Annotated in this window: 11 protein-coding genes and 1 pseudogene; 8 read left to right on the top strand and 4 right to left on the bottom strand. The window is 62.6% G+C overall.

The genetic code is table 11. The features are described from left to right. Nucleotides 1-60 precede the first annotated feature (60 nt). The 4 genes and pseudogenes from ampD (at nucleotide 61) to AEQ63_RS29330 (ending at nucleotide 3,776) form a co-directional block, all read left to right on the top strand. Entirely contained in the window at nucleotides 61-621 is a 561-nt protein-coding gene (gene ampD, locus AEQ63_RS20025) for a 1,6-anhydro-N-acetylmuramyl-L-alanine amidase AmpD (protein ID WP_042608869.1), read from the top strand. Continuing rightward, nucleotides 618-1,457 carry a regulatory signaling modulator protein AmpE gene (gene ampE, locus AEQ63_RS20020; protein WP_042608870.1) on the top strand — a complete coding sequence of 280 codons (840 nt, stop codon included), beginning with the start codon at nucleotides 618-620 and terminating at the stop codon, nucleotides 1,455-1,457. Before ampD ends, ampE begins: the two co-directional genes overlap by 4 nt. Nucleotides 1,458-1,778: 321 nt before the next feature. Beyond that, a pseudogene (locus AEQ63_RS29335) lies at nucleotides 1,779-2,870 on the top strand (methyl-accepting chemotaxis protein); the annotation flags it as partial. After that, nucleotides 2,847-3,776, top strand: a complete 930-nt coding sequence (locus AEQ63_RS29330; protein WP_401205007.1) for a methyl-accepting chemotaxis protein — start codon at nucleotides 2,847-2,849, stop codon at nucleotides 3,774-3,776. The pseudogene AEQ63_RS29335 and the gene AEQ63_RS29330, both read left to right, overlap by 24 nt. Nucleotides 3,777-3,900: 124 nt before the next feature. On the opposite strand, the gene AEQ63_RS20010 is transcribed toward AEQ63_RS29330, so the two are convergent. Next, complete coding sequence (locus AEQ63_RS20010) at nucleotides 3,901-4,677, bottom strand: TatD family hydrolase (RefSeq protein ID WP_064364493.1); 777 nt, start codon at nucleotides 4,675-4,677, stop codon at nucleotides 3,901-3,903. Between the two features lie 3 nt (nucleotides 4,678-4,680). Next, nucleotides 4,681-5,676 carry a catabolite repressor/activator gene (cra, locus tag AEQ63_RS20005; protein ID WP_064364492.1) on the bottom strand — a complete coding sequence of 332 codons (996 nt, stop codon included), beginning with the start codon at nucleotides 5,674-5,676 and terminating at the stop codon, nucleotides 4,681-4,683. A 305-nt stretch (nucleotides 5,677-5,981) separates the two neighbouring features. Here cra and ptsP point away from each other — a divergent pair, with 305 nt between their 5' ends. From ptsP to AEQ63_RS19985, 4 genes are all read left to right on the top strand, one after another. Further along, the gene (gene ptsP, locus AEQ63_RS20000; protein WP_064364491.1) at nucleotides 5,982-8,843 is read left to right on the top strand and encodes a phosphoenolpyruvate--protein phosphotransferase; all 2,862 of its coding nucleotides are present in this window, start codon (nucleotides 5,982-5,984) and stop codon (nucleotides 8,841-8,843) included. Beyond that, nucleotides 8,843-9,784, top strand: a complete 942-nt coding sequence (gene pfkB, locus AEQ63_RS19995; protein ID WP_042608875.1) for a 1-phosphofructokinase — start codon at nucleotides 8,843-8,845, stop codon at nucleotides 9,782-9,784. The genes ptsP and pfkB overlap by 1 nt, the downstream gene beginning before the upstream one ends. Nucleotides 9,785-9,795: 11 nt before the next feature. Then, nucleotides 9,796-11,529: a PTS fructose-like transporter subunit IIB gene (locus tag AEQ63_RS19990; RefSeq protein ID WP_064364490.1), complete on the top strand. Its 1,734-nt coding sequence runs from the start codon at nucleotides 9,796-9,798 to the stop codon at nucleotides 11,527-11,529. A gap of 181 nt (nucleotides 11,530-11,710) precedes the next feature. Beyond that, the gene (locus tag AEQ63_RS19985; protein ID WP_064364489.1) at nucleotides 11,711-13,252 is read left to right on the top strand and encodes an alkaline phosphatase D family protein; all 1,542 of its coding nucleotides are present in this window, start codon (nucleotides 11,711-11,713) and stop codon (nucleotides 13,250-13,252) included. 211 nt (nucleotides 13,253-13,463) lie between these two features. On the opposite strand, the gene AEQ63_RS19980 is transcribed toward AEQ63_RS19985, so the two are convergent. Then, a complete protein-coding gene (locus tag AEQ63_RS19980) occupies nucleotides 13,464-13,832 on the bottom strand; it encodes an endonuclease domain-containing protein (protein ID WP_064364488.1) in 369 nt (122 codons plus the stop codon). Between the two features lie 240 nt (nucleotides 13,833-14,072). After that, nucleotides 14,073-16,601 (bottom strand): PepSY domain-containing protein, encoded by a 2,529-nt coding sequence (locus tag AEQ63_RS19975; RefSeq protein ID WP_064364487.1) that lies wholly within the window; start codon nucleotides 16,599-16,601, stop codon nucleotides 14,073-14,075. Nucleotides 16,602-16,830: the final 229 nt, after the last annotated feature.

Raw genomic sequence — 16,830 nt, 5'->3', positions numbered from 1 at the left:
GCGGCAAGGGCGGATCGCGGCATACTGGGCGCCCACATGGTCGGCGTTGAAGGAATCGGTATGCAGTTGGATCCCGCGAGCGGGTGGTGTCATGGCGTGCAGATCTGCCCGTCACCCAACTTCAATGAGCGCCCGGCGGGCGAAGTGTCCCTGTTGGTCATCCACAACATCAGCCTGCCGCCGGCGCAATTCGCCACGGGCAAGGTGCAGGAATTTTTCCAGAATCGTCTGGATGTCACCGAACACCCGTACTTTGCAGGCATCGCTGACCTGCGCGTCTCGGCGCATTTTCTGATCGAACGTGACGGCAAGGTCACCCAGTTTGTCTCCTGTCTGGAGCGGGCGTGGCATGCCGGCGTTTCGCTGTTCGAAGGTCGTGAAACCTGTAACGATTTTTCCGTGGGCATCGAGCTGGAAGGCACCGATGATCTGCCGTTCACCGACGAACAATATCGCTCGCTGATTGCGCTGACCCGGCAGTTGCAGGAGCGTTTTCCAGCGATCACCGATCAGCGCATCTGCGGCCACAGCGATATCGCGCCGGGGCGCAAGACCGATCCGGGACCGGCATTCGATTGGGCACGCTACCGCGCGGCCCTGGCAAAAGAGGAAGGACAATGAGTTTTCTGGTGTTACTGCTGGCGCTGTGGATCGAGAAGTTTTCGGCCCTGCGCCATCGGCTTCAACGCGATGGCGGATGGATCCGCGAACTGCACAAACTCGAAGCCGGTGAGCGGCTGGCGAAACAACCGTGGCTGGTGCTGACGATACTGGTGCTGTTCCCGGTGGCATTGCTGGCGCTGTTGTTGCTGGTGCTGGAGCCGGTGGCGTACGGTTTGCTGGCGCTGCCGGTGCATTTGCTGGTGGTGATTTACAGCCTCGGACGCGGCGATCTGCTCGGCGGCCTCGGCCCGTTCCGCGATGCCTGGCGCCGCGAGGACCTGCAAGCGGCGGCGCACGTGGCCAAGCGCGACCTGAACATCTGCGCCGACAGCGGCGAGCAATTGCTCGAGCGGGTGCAAGGGCATCTGCTGTGGCAGGCCTATCAGAGTTTCTTCGCGGTGATCTTCTGGTACTTCCTCCTCGGCCCGGTGGCGGCATTGGCCTATCGCTTGCTGGCGCTGGCCGAAGAGCACGGCAACAATCCGGCGCTGGTCGAGCGTGCGGCGCAGTTGCGTCACGCCTTCGATTGGGTGCCGGTGCGTTTGCTGGCGGCGAGTCTGGCCCTGGTCGGCAACTTCGTCGCGGTCAGCCGAGTGATGCTGCATGAGCTGCTCAACTGGAACATCAGCGCTGCACAGTTGATCAACAAGGTCGGCCTGGCCGCCGGGGAAATCCCGCCGCCAGCGGTCGGCCCGGACGGCATCAACACCCTCGACTGCCTGTGGGAACTGCTGCTGCGCGCCGCAGTGCTGTGGTATGCCGGGTTTGCCTTGTGGACTGTTCTGGTTCACTGACGATCTGAAATGAACATATTGTGGCGAGGGAGCTTGCTCCCGCTGGGTGGCGAAGCCGCCCTCGCTGTTCGTCACCTGCAACGCTTTTGTCTGATTGGCGACTGCTACGCAGCCGAGCGGGAGCAAGCTCCCTCGCCACAGTGGTCTGTTGCTGGTCCTTGCGTTGTTAACCTTAAGTTACAAACCCCCCCGCCGTTTTGCGCTATACAGGGATAGCGCCCGATAGTGGCTATCTGCTGTCGCCCCGCGCCTGCCAATAAAAACAAGAAAAACCAAGGGAGACTTCCAGTGAAGAGCTTGCTCTATCCCGCCGTCTCGCTGATGAACCGTCTGAGCTTCGGCATGAAGTTCAGCCTGATCAGCGTGCTGTTCCTGGTGCCGATGCTGGTGACCAATTTCTATCTGGTGCGCGACTCCTATCGCGAATTTCAGGGCACCCGCGTCGAACTGCAAAGCCTCGACCTGCTGGGCAGCAGCCTGAGCCTGCGTCGCGATCTGGAAACCCTGAACAATCTGGTGCAGATCGACGTCACCCTCGGCCAGTCCGGCAAGGCGGGCAATGTCGAAGCGCAGATCCAGACGCTGGAGCAGGCCGTGCTCGCGCGCCTCGAAGGGCTGACGGCGATGGCCGAAGACCCCGAGCAGATCAGGCAATTCGAAGCCAAACGCGATGAAATGATCGCCGCGTTCAAAGCCCAACAAGCGGAAAGCTCGCTGCAAAGCAAAAGCGCGTTGATCGGCAAGTTGCTGGCCAGTGCGCAGATTTTCAGCCAGATCATCACCAGTCAGGCCGGGCTGAGCCGCGATAACCAGAGTGATATTCGCCAGCTCAGCGAACTGGTCACGCTGATCACCCCGAGCGTCACGCAGACGCTCGGCGAAGGCCGGGCGATGGGTTCGTATTCGTTGGGCCAGGGCTTTCTCAACAGTTCTTCCAGCACGCGTTTTGACGAGTTGCTGGTGCAGATCGAAAAACTCCAGGCCGAGTACGCCCTGAAGCTGCAAGACGCCCTCGGTTCCAGCAGCGCTGCCCGTGAATCCCTCAGCGCCCAGGCCGACAGCAGCAAGGCCTCGCTCAAGCAGGCCAGCGAATTGTTCGAAGAACAAGTGGTGATGGCCGACACCCTCGATGCGCCGTGGCAGGGGTTTTACGATCAGGTCACCGGCCTGATGGAACACACCTATCAGCTGAATCAAGCCACGCTGAAATTTCTCGACAGCCAGTTGCAGCAACGTTTGGCGCAGAACCGCATGCACATGGTTCTGCAAGCGTCGGCGCTGTCGGTGGTGTTCGTGCTGATTTTCTATCTTTACGGCGGTTTCTACGCCTCGACCCGCACTACGCTGAAAAGCCTTGGGGCGATGATGGACAGAGTCGCGGCCGGTGACATGACCGTCAACTTCAAGGCCAGCAGCCGCGATGAACTGGGCGAATTGGGCGAGGTGTTCAACGGCACAGTGAAGAAGATTCACGACCTGATCGAACGCGTCGGCCACACCGTCGGCGAAGTCGAGCGTCAGGCCGGGCAAGTGGAGAGCGTGTCGGCGCAGAGTAATCAGGCTGTCGCCGGCCAGCGTACGCAGATCGAACAAGTGGCGACGGCGATGAACCAGATGTCGGCGACCTCAATGGAAGTTGCCCGCAGTGCTGCGGCAGCGGTGAGTAGCGCCCACAGCGTCAACGACGAAACCCTGAGCGGGCGGGGTCTGGTGGAATCGCAGCAGGGCAGCATTGCCGCGCTGGCCAGCGAGATTGATCAGTCGGTGCTGGTGATCAATCAATTGGCCAGTGACAGCCAGTCGATCAGCCGTGTGCTTGAGGTGATCAAGAGCATCGCCGAGCAGACCAACCTGCTGGCGCTCAACGCCGCGATCGAAGCGGCCCGGGCCGGCGAGCAGGGGCGCGGTTTTGCCGTGGTCGCCGACGAAGTACGCACCCTGGCAAAGCGCACCCAGCAATCGACCGAGGAGATCGAGCAGATGATTGCCAAACTGCATGGCGGCGTCGGCGCGGCGGTGAAGGCCATGGGCGTCAGCCATCAGATGGCCAATGGCACGGTCGGGCAGTCGGAGAAGGTCCAGCAAGCGCTGGAAAATATTCTCGGCGCGGTGGGCATGATCGTCGACCAGAACCAGCAGATCGCCGCTGCCGTGGAACAGCAAACCGCCGTGGCCCATGACATCGATCAGAACATCGTCGAGATCAACCGCGCCGGCGAACGCACGGCGCAAGGGGCACACCAGACCGAAGATGCCAGCCGCGCGCTGTCGGCGCAGGTGGTTGAACTCAAACAACTGATCAGCGCATTTCGCGTCTGAGAGGCTGGTGCCGGATCAAAAATGTGGGAGCGAGCCTGCTCGCGAAGGCGGTGGGGCAGGCACTGACGATCTCACTGACAGATCGCTTTCGCGAGCAGGCTCGCTCCCACAGGGGATAGCGGTGTTACCAGCCGAAGACTTCGCAGCAGTTGGTGGTGCTGACGTTGGCGAGTTGTTCAGGGGTGATATTCATCAGCTCGGCCAGCGCCGCGCAAATCGCCGGTAGATGCGCCGGGCTGTTGCGCTGGCCGGGGAACATGGCGGGGGCCATGTCCGGTGAGTCGGTTTCCAGCACCACCGAGTGCAGCGGCAGTTCCGGCAGGACCCGATGCATGCGCAATGCCTGCGGCCAGGTCGGTGCACCGCCAAGACCCAGTTTGTAACCGAGCTTGATGTATTCCCGCGCTTCTTCGCGGCTGCCGGCGAAGGCGTGGATGATGCCGGCGCGTTTGAGCTTGAAGCGTTTGAGCGTGGCGATCACCGCCGCATGGCTGCGGCGAACGTGGATCAGCGCCGGCAAGTTGAAATCCGCCGCCAGTTGCAGTTGCGCATCGAACAACGCTTGCTGGCGCTCGCGGTCCAGGGTTTCGATGAAATAATCCAGACCGATCTCGCCCACCGCACACAACTGCCGATGCCCGCGCAGGCGTGTCAGCCAGTCACCCAGTGCGAGCAAATCCTCGCGGCGGTGCTGATCGAGGAACACCGGATGCAGACCGAACGCCGCATACAGGTCGGCATCGCTCTGCACCAGGTCCCACACCCGTTGCCAGTTGCCCTGATGCACGCCGAGCACGACCATGCGCCGCACCCCGAGGGCGCGGCTTTCGGCCAGCAGCGCCGCGCGATCGGCGTCGAAGTCGGGAAAGTCGAGATGGGTGTGACTGTCGATCAGCTCCACGCTTCAGTCCCGATGAATACGCTGCTTGAAGGTCCGCGCAATGGCTTGCACGCCCGGCTGGTAATCGTCCTGCTCGACGGCGGCCAGTGCCAGTTCCAAGGCCTTGTCGGCAATCAACTGGTGTTGCTGGGACATGGCGTTGACCGGCAGCGGCAGGAAATCCAGCAACTGCGTGTCGCCGAAGGTGCCAAGGCGCAGCGGCCGCGATTTCAGCGGGAAATCATGCAGTGCATCGAACACGCCCTGCAGCAGTACGTAAGAAGTGGTCACCAGCGCGTCAGGCAAATGCCCCAGGCGCTGCAGGAGTTCTTCCATCAGTTGCTTGCCGCACTCGCGGCTGAACGACTCGGCGTGCTCGATCAGCACTTCGCCTTGGAAATCTCTGAGCGCTTCGCGGAAACCGGCAGCACGTTCCTGGCTGATGCTCAATTCCGGACGGGCGCCGAGCAGCACGATCTGCTTGGGCTGTGGATCGAGCAGGCTCTGGGTCAGGTGCAGGCTGGCCTCGCGGTCGTCGCTGATCACCGAGCAGAAATGCTCCGGCTCCATGACCCGGTCAATGGCGATGATCGGCAGACCCTTGGCCTGCAACTGGCGATAGCTGTCATCACCAGCGGGCAGACAACTGGCGACGATCAGCGCGTCGCAACGCCGGGCGCGGAACAGTTGCAGGAGCTGACGTTCGCTGTCCGGCGCATCGTCGGAACTGGCGATCAGCAATTGATAACCGCGCGCCCGCGCGCCTTGTTCGAGCAACTTGGCGATCCGCGCGTAACTGGGGTTTTCCAGATCCGGCAGGATAAAACCCAGGGTGCGCGTGTGCCGACTGCGCAGGCCGGCCGCTTGCGGATTGGGCGTAAAGCCGTGCAGATCGACCACCGCGCGCACGCGCTCGACGGTCGCGTTGCTGATGCGTTGCTGTTCGGCCTTGCCGTTGATGACGTAGCTGGCGGTGGTGACGGAGACGCCGGCCAACCGCGCGATATCACTGAGTTTCAACCCGGTATTTCCTTGTTTTTTCGAGCATGCCGCGACATTTTCGCCAATCCTACCCGATAAGGGCAGCCGACTTATTGCCTAGGCAGATCCGACCAGTTGGACTTCAAGGATGAGACATTATCGAGTAACGTGCCGATCAATCTAGATTAAACGTTTCAGCAAGCGTATTTTCTACGTTTTGGACGCCTTTGGCCGGTCCTGCCGTGAAACCGCCAAAACTGCCGCTGAAAAGCGCGGCAGAGCGCCTAAGCTGTGAACCATTCAAAACAATACCTGGCGTTGAACCGCGCCAAAAAGGAGATCGCATGCTCGAGCTCACTATAGAGCAGATATCCATGGGCCAGTCGGCCGTGGATAAACCCGCCGCCCTGCAATTGCTCGCCAGTCATCTGGTCGCCGACGGTCTGGTGGCCGACGGCTACCTCGCCGGCCTGCAGGCTCGGGAAGCCCAGGGCTCGACCTTTCTCGGTCAAGGCATCGCCATTCCCCACGGCACCCCGGAAACCCGCGATCAGGTATTCGCCACCGGCGTGCGCCTGATGCAGTTTCCTGACGGCGTCGACTGGGGCGATGGCCAGATCGTCTATCTGGCGATCGGCATCGCGGCGAAATCCGACGAACACCTGCGTCTGCTGCAACTGTTGACCCGCGCCCTCGGCGAGACCGATCTGGGCCAGGCGTTGCGTCGCGCCAGCTCGCCCGAAGCGTTGCTGAAGTTGCTGCAAGGCGCGCCGCAGGAACTGGCGCTGGACGCACAGATGATCGGCCTCGGTGTGTCGGCCGACGATTTCGAAGAACTGGTCTGGCGCGGCGCGCGTCTGCTGCGTCAGGCCGACTGCGTGAGCAACGGCTTTGCCGGCGTGTTGCAGCAGGTTGAAGCGCTACCACTCGGCGATGGTCTGTGGTGGCTGCACAGCGAGCAAACCGTGAAGCGTCCGGGGCTGGCATTCGTCACCCCGGACAAACCGATGCGCTACCTCGGCCAGCCGCTCAGCGGTCTGTTCTGCCTGGCGAGCCTGGGCGAGGCGCATCAGGCACTGCTCGAGCGTTTGTGCGCGTTGCTGATCGAAGGTCGCGGCCACGAACTGGGCCGCGCCACCTGCAGCCGCAAAGTCCTCGAAGTGTTGGGCGGTGAACTGCCTGCTGACTGGCCGAGCGCGCGTATTGCCCTGGCCAATGCCCACGGTTTGCACGCACGCCCGGCGAAGATCCTCGCGCAGCTGGCGAAAAGTTTTGATGGCGAAATTCGCGTGCGCATCGTCGACAGTCAGGACAGTGCCGTGTCGGTGAAGAGCCTGAGCAAACTGCTCAGCCTCGGCGCCCGGCGCGGTCAGGTGCTGGAGCTGATCGCCGAACCGAGCATCGCCGCTGATGCCTTGCCGGCCCTGCTCGCGGCGATTGAAGAAGGCCTCGGTGAAGAGGTCGAACCGCTGCCGGCCGTGAGTCAGCAGCGCGAAGTGATCGCCGACATCGCCGAAGTGCTGGTCGCTCCGGCCTCCGGCAGCCTGTTGCAAGCGATCCCCGCCGCCCCGGGCATCGCCATCGGCCCGGCGCACATTCAGGTGCTGCAGGCCATCGATTACCCGTTGCGCGGCGAGTCGGCGGCGATCGAGCGCGAGCGCCTCAAGCAAGCGCTGAGCGACGTGCGCCGCGACATTCAGGGCTTGATCGAACGCAGCAAGGCCAAAGCAATCCGCGAGATTTTCATCACTCACCAGGAAATGCTCGACGACCCGGATCTGACTGACGAAGTCGATACCCGCCTCAAGCAAGGCGAAAGCGCTGAAGCGGCGTGGATGGCGGTGATCGAAGCCGCCGCCAAACAGCAGGAATCGCTGCAGGACGCTTTGCTCGCCGAGCGAGCCGCCGATCTGCGTGACATCGGTCGCCGGGTGCTGGCGCAGTTGTGTGGCGTGCAGACCGCGAATGAGCCGGAGCAGCCGTACATTCTGGTGATGGACGAAGTCGGCCCGTCCGATGTTGCGCGTCTGGATCCTGCACGGGTCGCGGGGATCCTCACCGCGCGCGGTGGCGCTACCGCGCACAGCGCCATCGTCGCCCGTGCCCTCGGAATTCCGGCGCTGGTCGGTGCGGGTGCGGCGGTGTTGCTGCTCGAACCGGGCACACCACTGTTGCTCGACGGCCAGCGTGGCCGTCTGCACGTCGACGCCGATGCCGCGACGCTGCAACGCGCCGCCGAGGAACGCGACACCCGCGAGCAACGCCTGAAGATTGCCGCCGAACAACGCCATCAACCGGCGCACACCACCGATGGTCATGCGGTCGAAGTGTTCGCCAACATCGGTGAAAGCGCAGGCGTGACCAGCGCAGTGGAGCAGGGCGCCGAAGGCATCGGTCTGCTGCGCACCGAACTGATTTTCATGGCCCACCCGCAGGCACCGGACGAGGCCACGCAGGAAGCTGAATACCGTCGCGTCCTCGACGGTCTCGCCGGGCGTCCGCTGGTGGTGCGTACGCTTGACGTTGGCGGTGACAAACCGCTGCCATATTGGCCGATCGCCAAGGAAGAAAACCCGTTCCTCGGCGTGCGCGGCATTCGTCTGACCCTGCAGCGTCCGCAGATCATGGAAACACAACTGCGTGCCTTGCTGCGCTCAGCGGATAACCGCCCGCTGCGGATCATGTTCCCGATGGTCGGCAGCGTCGAAGAGTGGCGTCAGGCCCGCGACATGACCGAGCGTCTGCGCAAGGAAATTCCGGTCGCCGATCTGCAACTGGGGATCATGATCGAAGTGCCGTCGGCCGCATTGCTCGCGCCGGTGCTGGCCAAGGAAGTCGACTTCTTCAGCGTCGGCACCAACGACCTCACGCAATACACCCTGGCCATCGACCGTGGTCATCCGACCCTGTCGGCGCAGGCGGATGGCTTGCACCCGGCGGTGCTGCAACTGATCGACATCACCGTGCGCGCCGCCCATGCCCATGGCAAATGGGTAGGCGTCTGCGGCGAGCTGGCGGCCGATCCGCTGGCGGTGCCGGTGTTGGTCGGCCTCGGTGTCGACGAGCTCAGCGTGTCCGGTCGCAGCATTGCCGAAGTCAAGGCGCGCATCCGTGAACTCAGCCTGACCCAGGCGCAAACCCTCGCTCAACAGGCCCTGGCCGTGGGCAGCGCCAATGAAGTGCGCGCATTAGTGGAGGCCCTGTAATGGCCAAGATTCTCACCCTGACTCTCAACCCGGCACTCGACCTGACCGTCGAGCTGTCACGGCTGGATGCTGGTCAGGTCAATCGCAGCGACGAGATGCACACCCACGCTGCGGGCAAAGGCGTCAACGTCGCCCAGGTGCTGGCGGACCTCGGCCATCAGCTCACCGTCAGCGGCTTTCTCGGTGAAGACAATCTGCAAGCGTTCGAAACCCTGTTCGCCAAGCGTGGTTTTGTCGACGCGTTCATCCGCGTGCCCGGCGAGACGCGTAGCAACATCAAGGTCGCCGAGCAGGACGGGCGCATCACCGACATCAACGGCCCGGGCCCGGTGGTCGATGCAGATGCGCAGCAAGCGTTGCTTGATCGCCTGCTGCAGATCGCGCCGGGGCACGATGCGGTAGTGGTCGCCGGCAGTTTGCCGCGCGGCGTCACTGCGCAGTGGCTGCGCGAGCTGATCGACAAGCTCAATGCACTCGGCTTGAAAGTCGCCCTCGATTCCAGCGGTGAAGCCCTGCGCGCCGCGTTGCAGGCCAGCCCCTGGCTGATCAAACCGAACACCGAAGAACTGGCCCACGCACTCGGCTGCGAAGTGGTCTCGCCAATCGCCGAAGCACAAGCCGCCGCACGCTTGCATGCGCAAGGTATCGAGCACGTGGTGATCTCCCACGGCGCTGACGGGGTGAACTGGTTCAGTGTCGGCTCGGCCCTGCATGCCTCGCCGCCGAAGGTCAGCGTGGCCAGCACGGTCGGTGCCGGCGATTCATTGCTCGCCGGCATGCTCCACGGTCTGCTCAGCGCCGACACCCCCGAACAAACCCTGCGCACCGCCACCGCGATTGCGGCGATGGCGGTGACCCAGATCGGTTTTGGCATCAACGACCCTGCGCAACTGGCGCAGCTCGAACAGGGCGTGCGCGTGCGCCCCCTGACAGAACAATAAGAGGGTTTGTCATGAAGTTAGCCATTGTTACGGCTTGCCCGAACGGCATGGTCACCAGTGTCCTGTGCGCGCGTCTGCTCGATGCAGCGGCGCAGCGTCAGGGCTGGAGCACCAGCGTCGAAGTGGTCGATCCGGCGCACCCGGAACGCGAATTGTCGGCGGCGACCATCGAAGCCGCCGAGTGGGTTTTGCTGGTCGCCACCGGCGCGGTGGACATGAGTCGGTTTGTCGGCAAGCGCGTGTTCCAGATTGCTCCGGCCCAGGCCTTGCAGGATGTCGAAGCGGTGTTGCGTCGCGGTGCTGAAGAAGCCGAAGTCTACGTGGCGAGCGAAGTCGAACCGGCGATCGATACGCCGCGTGCGCCGCGCATCGTTGCTATCACCGCGTGCCCGACCGGTGTCGCCCACACCTTCATGGCCGCCGAAGCGTTGCAGCAGACTGCCAAGCGTCTGGGCTATGAATTGCAGGTCGAAACCCAAGGCTCGGTGGGCGCGAAAACCCCGCTCAGCGCAACGGCCATCGCCGAGGCCGATGTGGTCCTGCTGGCGGCGGATATCGACGTCGCCACCGAGCGTTTCGCCGGCAAGAAAATCTATCGCTGCGGCACTGGCGTTGCGCTGAAGCAATCCGAAGCGACGCTGAAAAAAGCCTTGGCTGAAGGCGCTGTAGAAAGTGCGGCAAGCGACGGCAAGGCTGCGGCCAAGTCCGAGAAAACCGGCGTCTACAAGCACCTGCTCACGGGTGTGTCGTACATGCTGCCGATGGTGGTGGCGGGTGGTTTGCTGATCGCGCTGTCCTTCGTGTTCGGCATCACCGCGTACAAGGAAGAAGGCACGCTGGCGGCGGCGCTGATGCAGATCGGCGGCGAAACCGCGTTCAAATTGATGGTGCCGCTGTTGGCCGGGTACATCGCCTACTCGATCGCCGACCGTCCGGGCCTTGCGCCGGGGATGATCGGCGGTCTACTCGCAGGCACTTTGGGCGCCGGCGTCATCGGCGGGGTCATTTCCGGGTTTATTGCCGGGTATGTCGCCAAAACCATCGCCCGCTATGTGAAGTTGCCGCAGAGCCTGGAGGCGTTGAAGCCGATTCTGATCATCCCGTTGCTGGCCAGTCTGGTCACCGGTCTGGTGATGATTTACGTGGTCGGCAAACCGGTCGCCGGCATGCTCGCCGCGTTGACGCAGTTCCTCGACAGCATGGGCACCACCAACGCAATTCTGCTCGGCGTGTTGCTCGGCGGCATGATGTGCGTCGACCTCGGCGGGCCGATCAACAAGGCTGCCTATGCGTTTTCGGTGGGGCTGCTGGCCTCGCAGAGTTACGCACCGATGGCCGCGACCATGGCGGCCGGCATGGTGCCGCCGATTGGCCTGGGCATCGCCACGTTCATTGCCCGGCGCAAGTTTGCCCAGACTGAACGTGAGGCCGGCAAAGCGGCTTTCGTGCTGGGCCTGTGCTTCATCTCCGAAGGGGCGATTCCGTTTGCCGCCAAAGACCCGCTGCGGGTGATCCCGGCGAGCATCGCTGGCGGTGCGCTGACCGGCGCTTTGTCGATGTATTTCGGCTGCAAACTGATGGCGCCGCACGGTGGCTTGTTTGTGCTGGCGATCCCGAATGCGATCAACCATGCGCTGCTGTATCTGCTGGCGATTGTCGCGGGGAGCCTGGTCACGGCGGTGGTATATGCGCTGCTCAAAAGGCCTGAGGCTGTCGAGCTGGCAGTCGAACCCGTCAACGCCTGACAACGCGATCCCCTTGTAGGAGTGAGCCTGCTCGCGATAGCGATGTGTCAGTGAGTGTTGAAGTTACTGACCCACCGCAATCGCGAGCAGGCTCACTCCTACATTTGAATTGCTGTGTGGCCAATGTCATAGCGGGTTCATACACCCGTGTTTAAGTTTTCCCTTTTGCAGGGAGAACACCATGAGCGATTTCAACCTCGGCCGGCGTCGCGTCATGCAAGCGGTTGGCGCCGGGCTGTTGCTGCCGGGGCTGGCGCCGGCGGTGATTGCCTCGGTCAAGGATCGTCCGCAGCTCACCGACGGCGTGCAGTCCGGCGACCTGCTCGGCGACCGCGCGATGATCTGGAGCCGCAGCGATCGCCCGGCGCGCATGGTGGTCGAGTGGGACACCGGCAGCCTGTTCAGCAACCCGCGCAAATTCGTCTCGCCGTTGGCCGATGCGCGCAGCGATTTCACCGCCCGCGTCGAACTCACCGGCCTGCCGGCCAACCAGGCAATCTTCTATCGCGTGCACTTCGAAGACGCCCAGACTGGCGTCGCCAGCGAACCGTGGTTCGGTCATCTGCGCAGCGTGCCGACGGCCAGGCGTGACATCCGTTTTGTCTGGAGCGGTGACACCGTCGGCCAGGGCTTCGGCATCAACCCGGACATCGGCGGCATGCGCATCTACGAAGCCATGCGCCTGCGCCTGCCGGACTTCTTTATCCACAGCGGCGATACCATCTACGCCGACGGCCCGGTGCCTGCGCAACTGACCACCGAGAGTGGCCGCGTCTGGCGCAATATCACCACGCAAGCCAAGAGCAAAGTCGCGCAGACTCTCGACGACTATCGCGGCAACTATCGCTATAACCTCATGGACGAAAACATCCGCCGCTTCAACGCCGAAGTGCCGCAGATCTGGCAGTGGGACGATCACGAAGTGGTCAACAACTGGTCACCAGGCAAACAGCTGGATGAGCGCTATCAGGAGAAAGATATCCACAAGCTGGTGGGGCGCGCGCGGCAAGCATGGCTCGAATATGCGCCGATGCGCTTACAGGCGGCGGACGGTGGTGGACGGATCTATCGCAAGCTCGGTTACGGGCCGATGCTCGATGTATTCGTGCTGGATATGCGCAGTTATCGCGAAGCCAATGATGACAATCTTGGCGCGGCCAAACCTTTTCTCGGGCGCGAGCAACTGGACTGGCTCAAGCGCGAATTAAAGGCATCGAAGGCGCAGTGGAAGGTGATTGCGGCGGACATGCCCATCGGTCTTGGCGTCCCGGACGGCGAGGTCAGCCCGGGTGTTGCGCGTTGGGAAGCGGTGGCCAACGGCGACCCTGGACCTGCGCAGGGCCGCGAAGTGGAAATCGCCGAATTACTCGGGTTTCTGCGTGCGCAGCAGGTGCGCAATTTCGTGTTTTTGACGGCGGATGTGCATTACTGCGCGGCGCATCACTATCACCCGGACCGCGCGGCGTTTCAGGATTTCGAACCGTTCTGGGAATTCGTCGCCGGGCCGCTGAATGCCGGCAGTTTCGGGCCGAATCCGTTGGACAAGACGTTTGGCCCAGAGGTGGTGTTCGAGAAAGCGCCGTCTGCGCAGAACACCTCGCCGTTTGCCGGGTTTCAGTTTTTTGGTGAGGTGAATATTGAAGGGCAGAGTGGCGAGATGAGTGTGGTGTTGCGGGATCTGGATGGCGTGGCGGTGTTTGAGCAGAAGTTGCAGCCTGTTTAATTACTCCAGATCAAAAGCCCCTCACCCGAGCCCTCTCCCGGAGGGAGATGGGGCCGACCGAGGTGTCTTGCGTCATGCATCGACCTGGGAGACCGAGGCGGTTATGGATCGGGTACCGCAATCAGCACGATTCTGGATTCAGTGCAGGACGTTCAGGTCGGTGTATAGCGTAAATGATTTGCGGTCGGTCCCCTCTCCCTCTGGGAGAGGGCTAGGGTGAGGGCATTCTCCGGTCTGCCGCAATTCTGATGATCTGCTCCAACACATTGTCCATCTGCTGAAGCACCTCAAGATTACTGAATCGCACGACTTGAATGCCTTGTTGATACAGGAAGTTCGACCGGCGCCGGTCGTGAATCATCCCGCCCGTTTCATAGTGTTGCCCCCCATCCAGCTCAATCGCCAACTTCAAATCTACACAGTAGAAGTCCAGCACATACGGTGGACATGGAAACTGTCGGCGGAATTTCAGGTTGGCGATCTGCCGGGAACGCAGGCGCTGCCAGAGCAGGAGTTCGCAATCTGTCTGGTTGGTGCGTAACTGGCGGGCGAATTGGGCGAGGGTGGGGCGGATTGGCATGGCTTCACGATCCTTGTGAAGTGGACTGGAGATTTAACAGTAGTCCATTTCCCTCACCCAAGCCCTCTCCCGGAGGGAGCTGACCGAGGTGTCTTGCGTCATGCATCGACCTGGAAGACCGAGGTGATTATGGCTTTGGATTCAGTGAAGGACGCTCAGGTCGGCGTCGATCTCGAGCATCCCCCAATCGGTCCCCTCTCCCTCCGGGAGAGGGCTAGGGTGAGGGGCTTCTCGCAGGCGTTAGTAAACATCCCGGCGATACCGTCCCAGCTCGATCAGCCGTTGAACTTCATCGGCACCCAGCAGATCATTGAGCACCTGATCCACCCCCGCAGCCATCCCCTGAAGGCTGCCGCAGATATAGATGACGGCACCATCAGCCAACCATTTCTTCAATTCATCCGCTGACTCACGCAAGCGATCCTGCACATAAACCTTCTCGGCCTGATCCCGGGAAAACGCCAGATCCAGGCGCGCCAGATCACCATTGACCAGCCATTCCTCCAGCTCGGCGCGGCAGAGGAAGTCGTGCTCGCGGTTGCGCTCGCCGAACAGCAGCCACTGCCGCTGCTGACCGTCGGCAATGCGTGCCTTGAGCAAGCTGCGCAGGCCGGCCAGGCCGGTGCCGTTGCCCAGCAGGATCATCGGCACCGGCTCGTTCGGCAGATGGAAGCCGCTGTTGCGCCGAACCCGCAGGCTGATGCTGCCGCCCACTGGCGCATGCTCGGTGAGCCAGCCGGAGCCGATGCCGAGGCTGCCGTCGTTGTGCTGTTCCTGACGCACGATCAGCTCCAGCACGCCGTCGGCGGCGATCGAGGCGATGGAGTATTCGCGCATCGCCAGCGGCACCATTGCGTCGACCAGCGATTGCGCATGCAGGCCGACCAGATGTGCGCGGTGTTCAGGCAGCTGGCGTGACGCGAGTGCCACTTCCAGCGGCTCGTCGATGCCGTTGACCTTGACCGGAGTTTCGCCACGGATGCCGAGGCCGTCGAGGAAATGCTCGATGGCCCACGGGCAATTGCGTGGCAGCACTTCGACCAGGTCACCGGCCAGCCAGCTGCGCGTATCCGGCGCCTTGAGGCCGAGCAGATAGACCGGCGCGCCGCTGCTGTCGGGGTTCATCAGTTCGCGACGGACCAGCGTCCAGTTGTCGTAGCTGGGTGCCTGCCAGGTTTCGCTCGGCGCCTGTCCGGTGAGCTGGCCGAGTTGCGTTTGCCAGTGGCGCAGTGCATAGGGATCGCCGCTGTCGACTTCCACCGGGGCGAACAGGGTTTTGCCGCCGTGTTCGCCGAGCCATTGATGCAAGCGTTTGGCGAAGCCGCAGAAGTGCGCGTATTGCCGATCGCCGAGGCCGAGCACGGCGTAGTTGAGGCCGTCGAGTGTCGAGGCCTTGGCCAGCACTTTGCGTTCGAAGCCACGGGCGCTGTCCGGTGCTTCGCCGTCGCCGAAGGTGCTGACCACGAACAACGCATTGTTCGAATCGCGCAGATCCTGTTCGCTGAGATTGGCCAGCGGCTGCACGTTGACCGGCAGTCCGGCGGCCTGCAATTGCCCGGCGGTCTGCCACGCCAGTTGCTCGGCGAAACCGCTCTGACTGGCGAAGCCGATCAGCCATGCCGACGCATCAGCGGACGGTTGCGCCAGGCCCTCACGGGCATCCTTGATCTGCTTTTTCTTGCGCCGGCGATCCAGATACAGCAGCCAGCCGGTGATGAAAAACAGCGGCATGCACACCGCCGCCATCGTCACGATGATGCGCCCGACGAGGCCGAAATAACTGCCGACGTGCAGTGCGTAAATGCTGGTCAGCAGTTGTGCCTTGAAGCTTTTGTCGGCATAGCGGTCGACGCGTTTGACCACGCCGGTCGCCGGGTCGAGGGTGATCTGGTTCAGCGCGCGGTCATGGGGCGAGCTGTCGAGCAGGTAGAACACCGTCGCCGGCTGGCCGGCCACCGCTGGCATGCGGATGTTGTACGCCGCCAGACCCGGGCCGGCAGCGCTATAGATGCTGCTCCACATCGCCGCGTAGTCGGCCGTGGGTGCCGGGCCTTCTGGCGCCGGTCCGCGACCGCCGCGTACGCGCTCGTTCTGTGGTGCGTCGGAAAGCAGCCGGGTCAGGCCCTTGTTGTACCACTCGTACGACCACGACAATCCGGTCAATGCCAGCAGCAGATAGACCAGCAGGCACCAGGTGCCGGCGACCGAGTGCAGGTCCCAATTGAACGCGCGACCCTTCTTTTTCCAGTCCAGCGTCAGCCACACGCGCCAGCTGTTCCACTGGCGTGGCCAGCGTAGATAGAGGCCGGAGAGACAGAAGAACAACAGCATCAGCGTGCAGGCGCCGGTGATGTTGCGCCCGGTGTCGCCCATGGCGAGGAAGCGGTGCAGTTGCAGCATCAGGCCGAAGAAATCCTGGCCAGTGGCGTCGCCCTTGAACTCGGCAGTGTACGGATCGAAGTAGCGCATCTCGCCCCGCCGTTCACCCTTGGGCGGGGTGAAGTAAACCCGTGCGGCGTGACCGCTGTCGGTCTCGACCCAGAGCATGGCGACTTTCTTGCCGGACGCGGCTTCGATGCGCTCCACCAGTTCCACCGGCGGCAACACGCCGGCGACCTGCTTTTCCACCTGCAAAACGGACGGATTGAGGGCGCGCAGGATCTCGTCCTGAAACGAATACGCCGCGCCGGTGATACCCATCAGGGCCAGCACCAGCCCTGCGGTGATGCCAAAAAACCAGTGCAACTGGAACAGGGTTTTCTTCAACACGTCACTCGCCGTCCGTTCGGAAATTGTCATCACGGCGGGCATTATGCCGTGGGTTATCAAGAAGCGTTTTGCGTAACACACAAAAGCCCCGTTCAACTGAATGAACGGGGCCGAGCCATACGGCATATCCCATGTAGGAGTGAGCCTGCTCGCGATAGCTAGCTGTCAGAGGGATTGATGCTGACTGACACACCGCTATCGCGAGCAGGCTCACTCCTACAGGTTTCCA

The sequence above is a fragment of the Pseudomonas sp. RIT-PI-o genome, from assembly GCF_001297215.1.
GTDB lineage: Bacteria > Pseudomonadota > Gammaproteobacteria > Pseudomonadales > Pseudomonadaceae > Aquipseudomonas > Aquipseudomonas moraviensis_A.
This window is presented reverse-complemented; position numbering and strand designations above follow the sequence as displayed.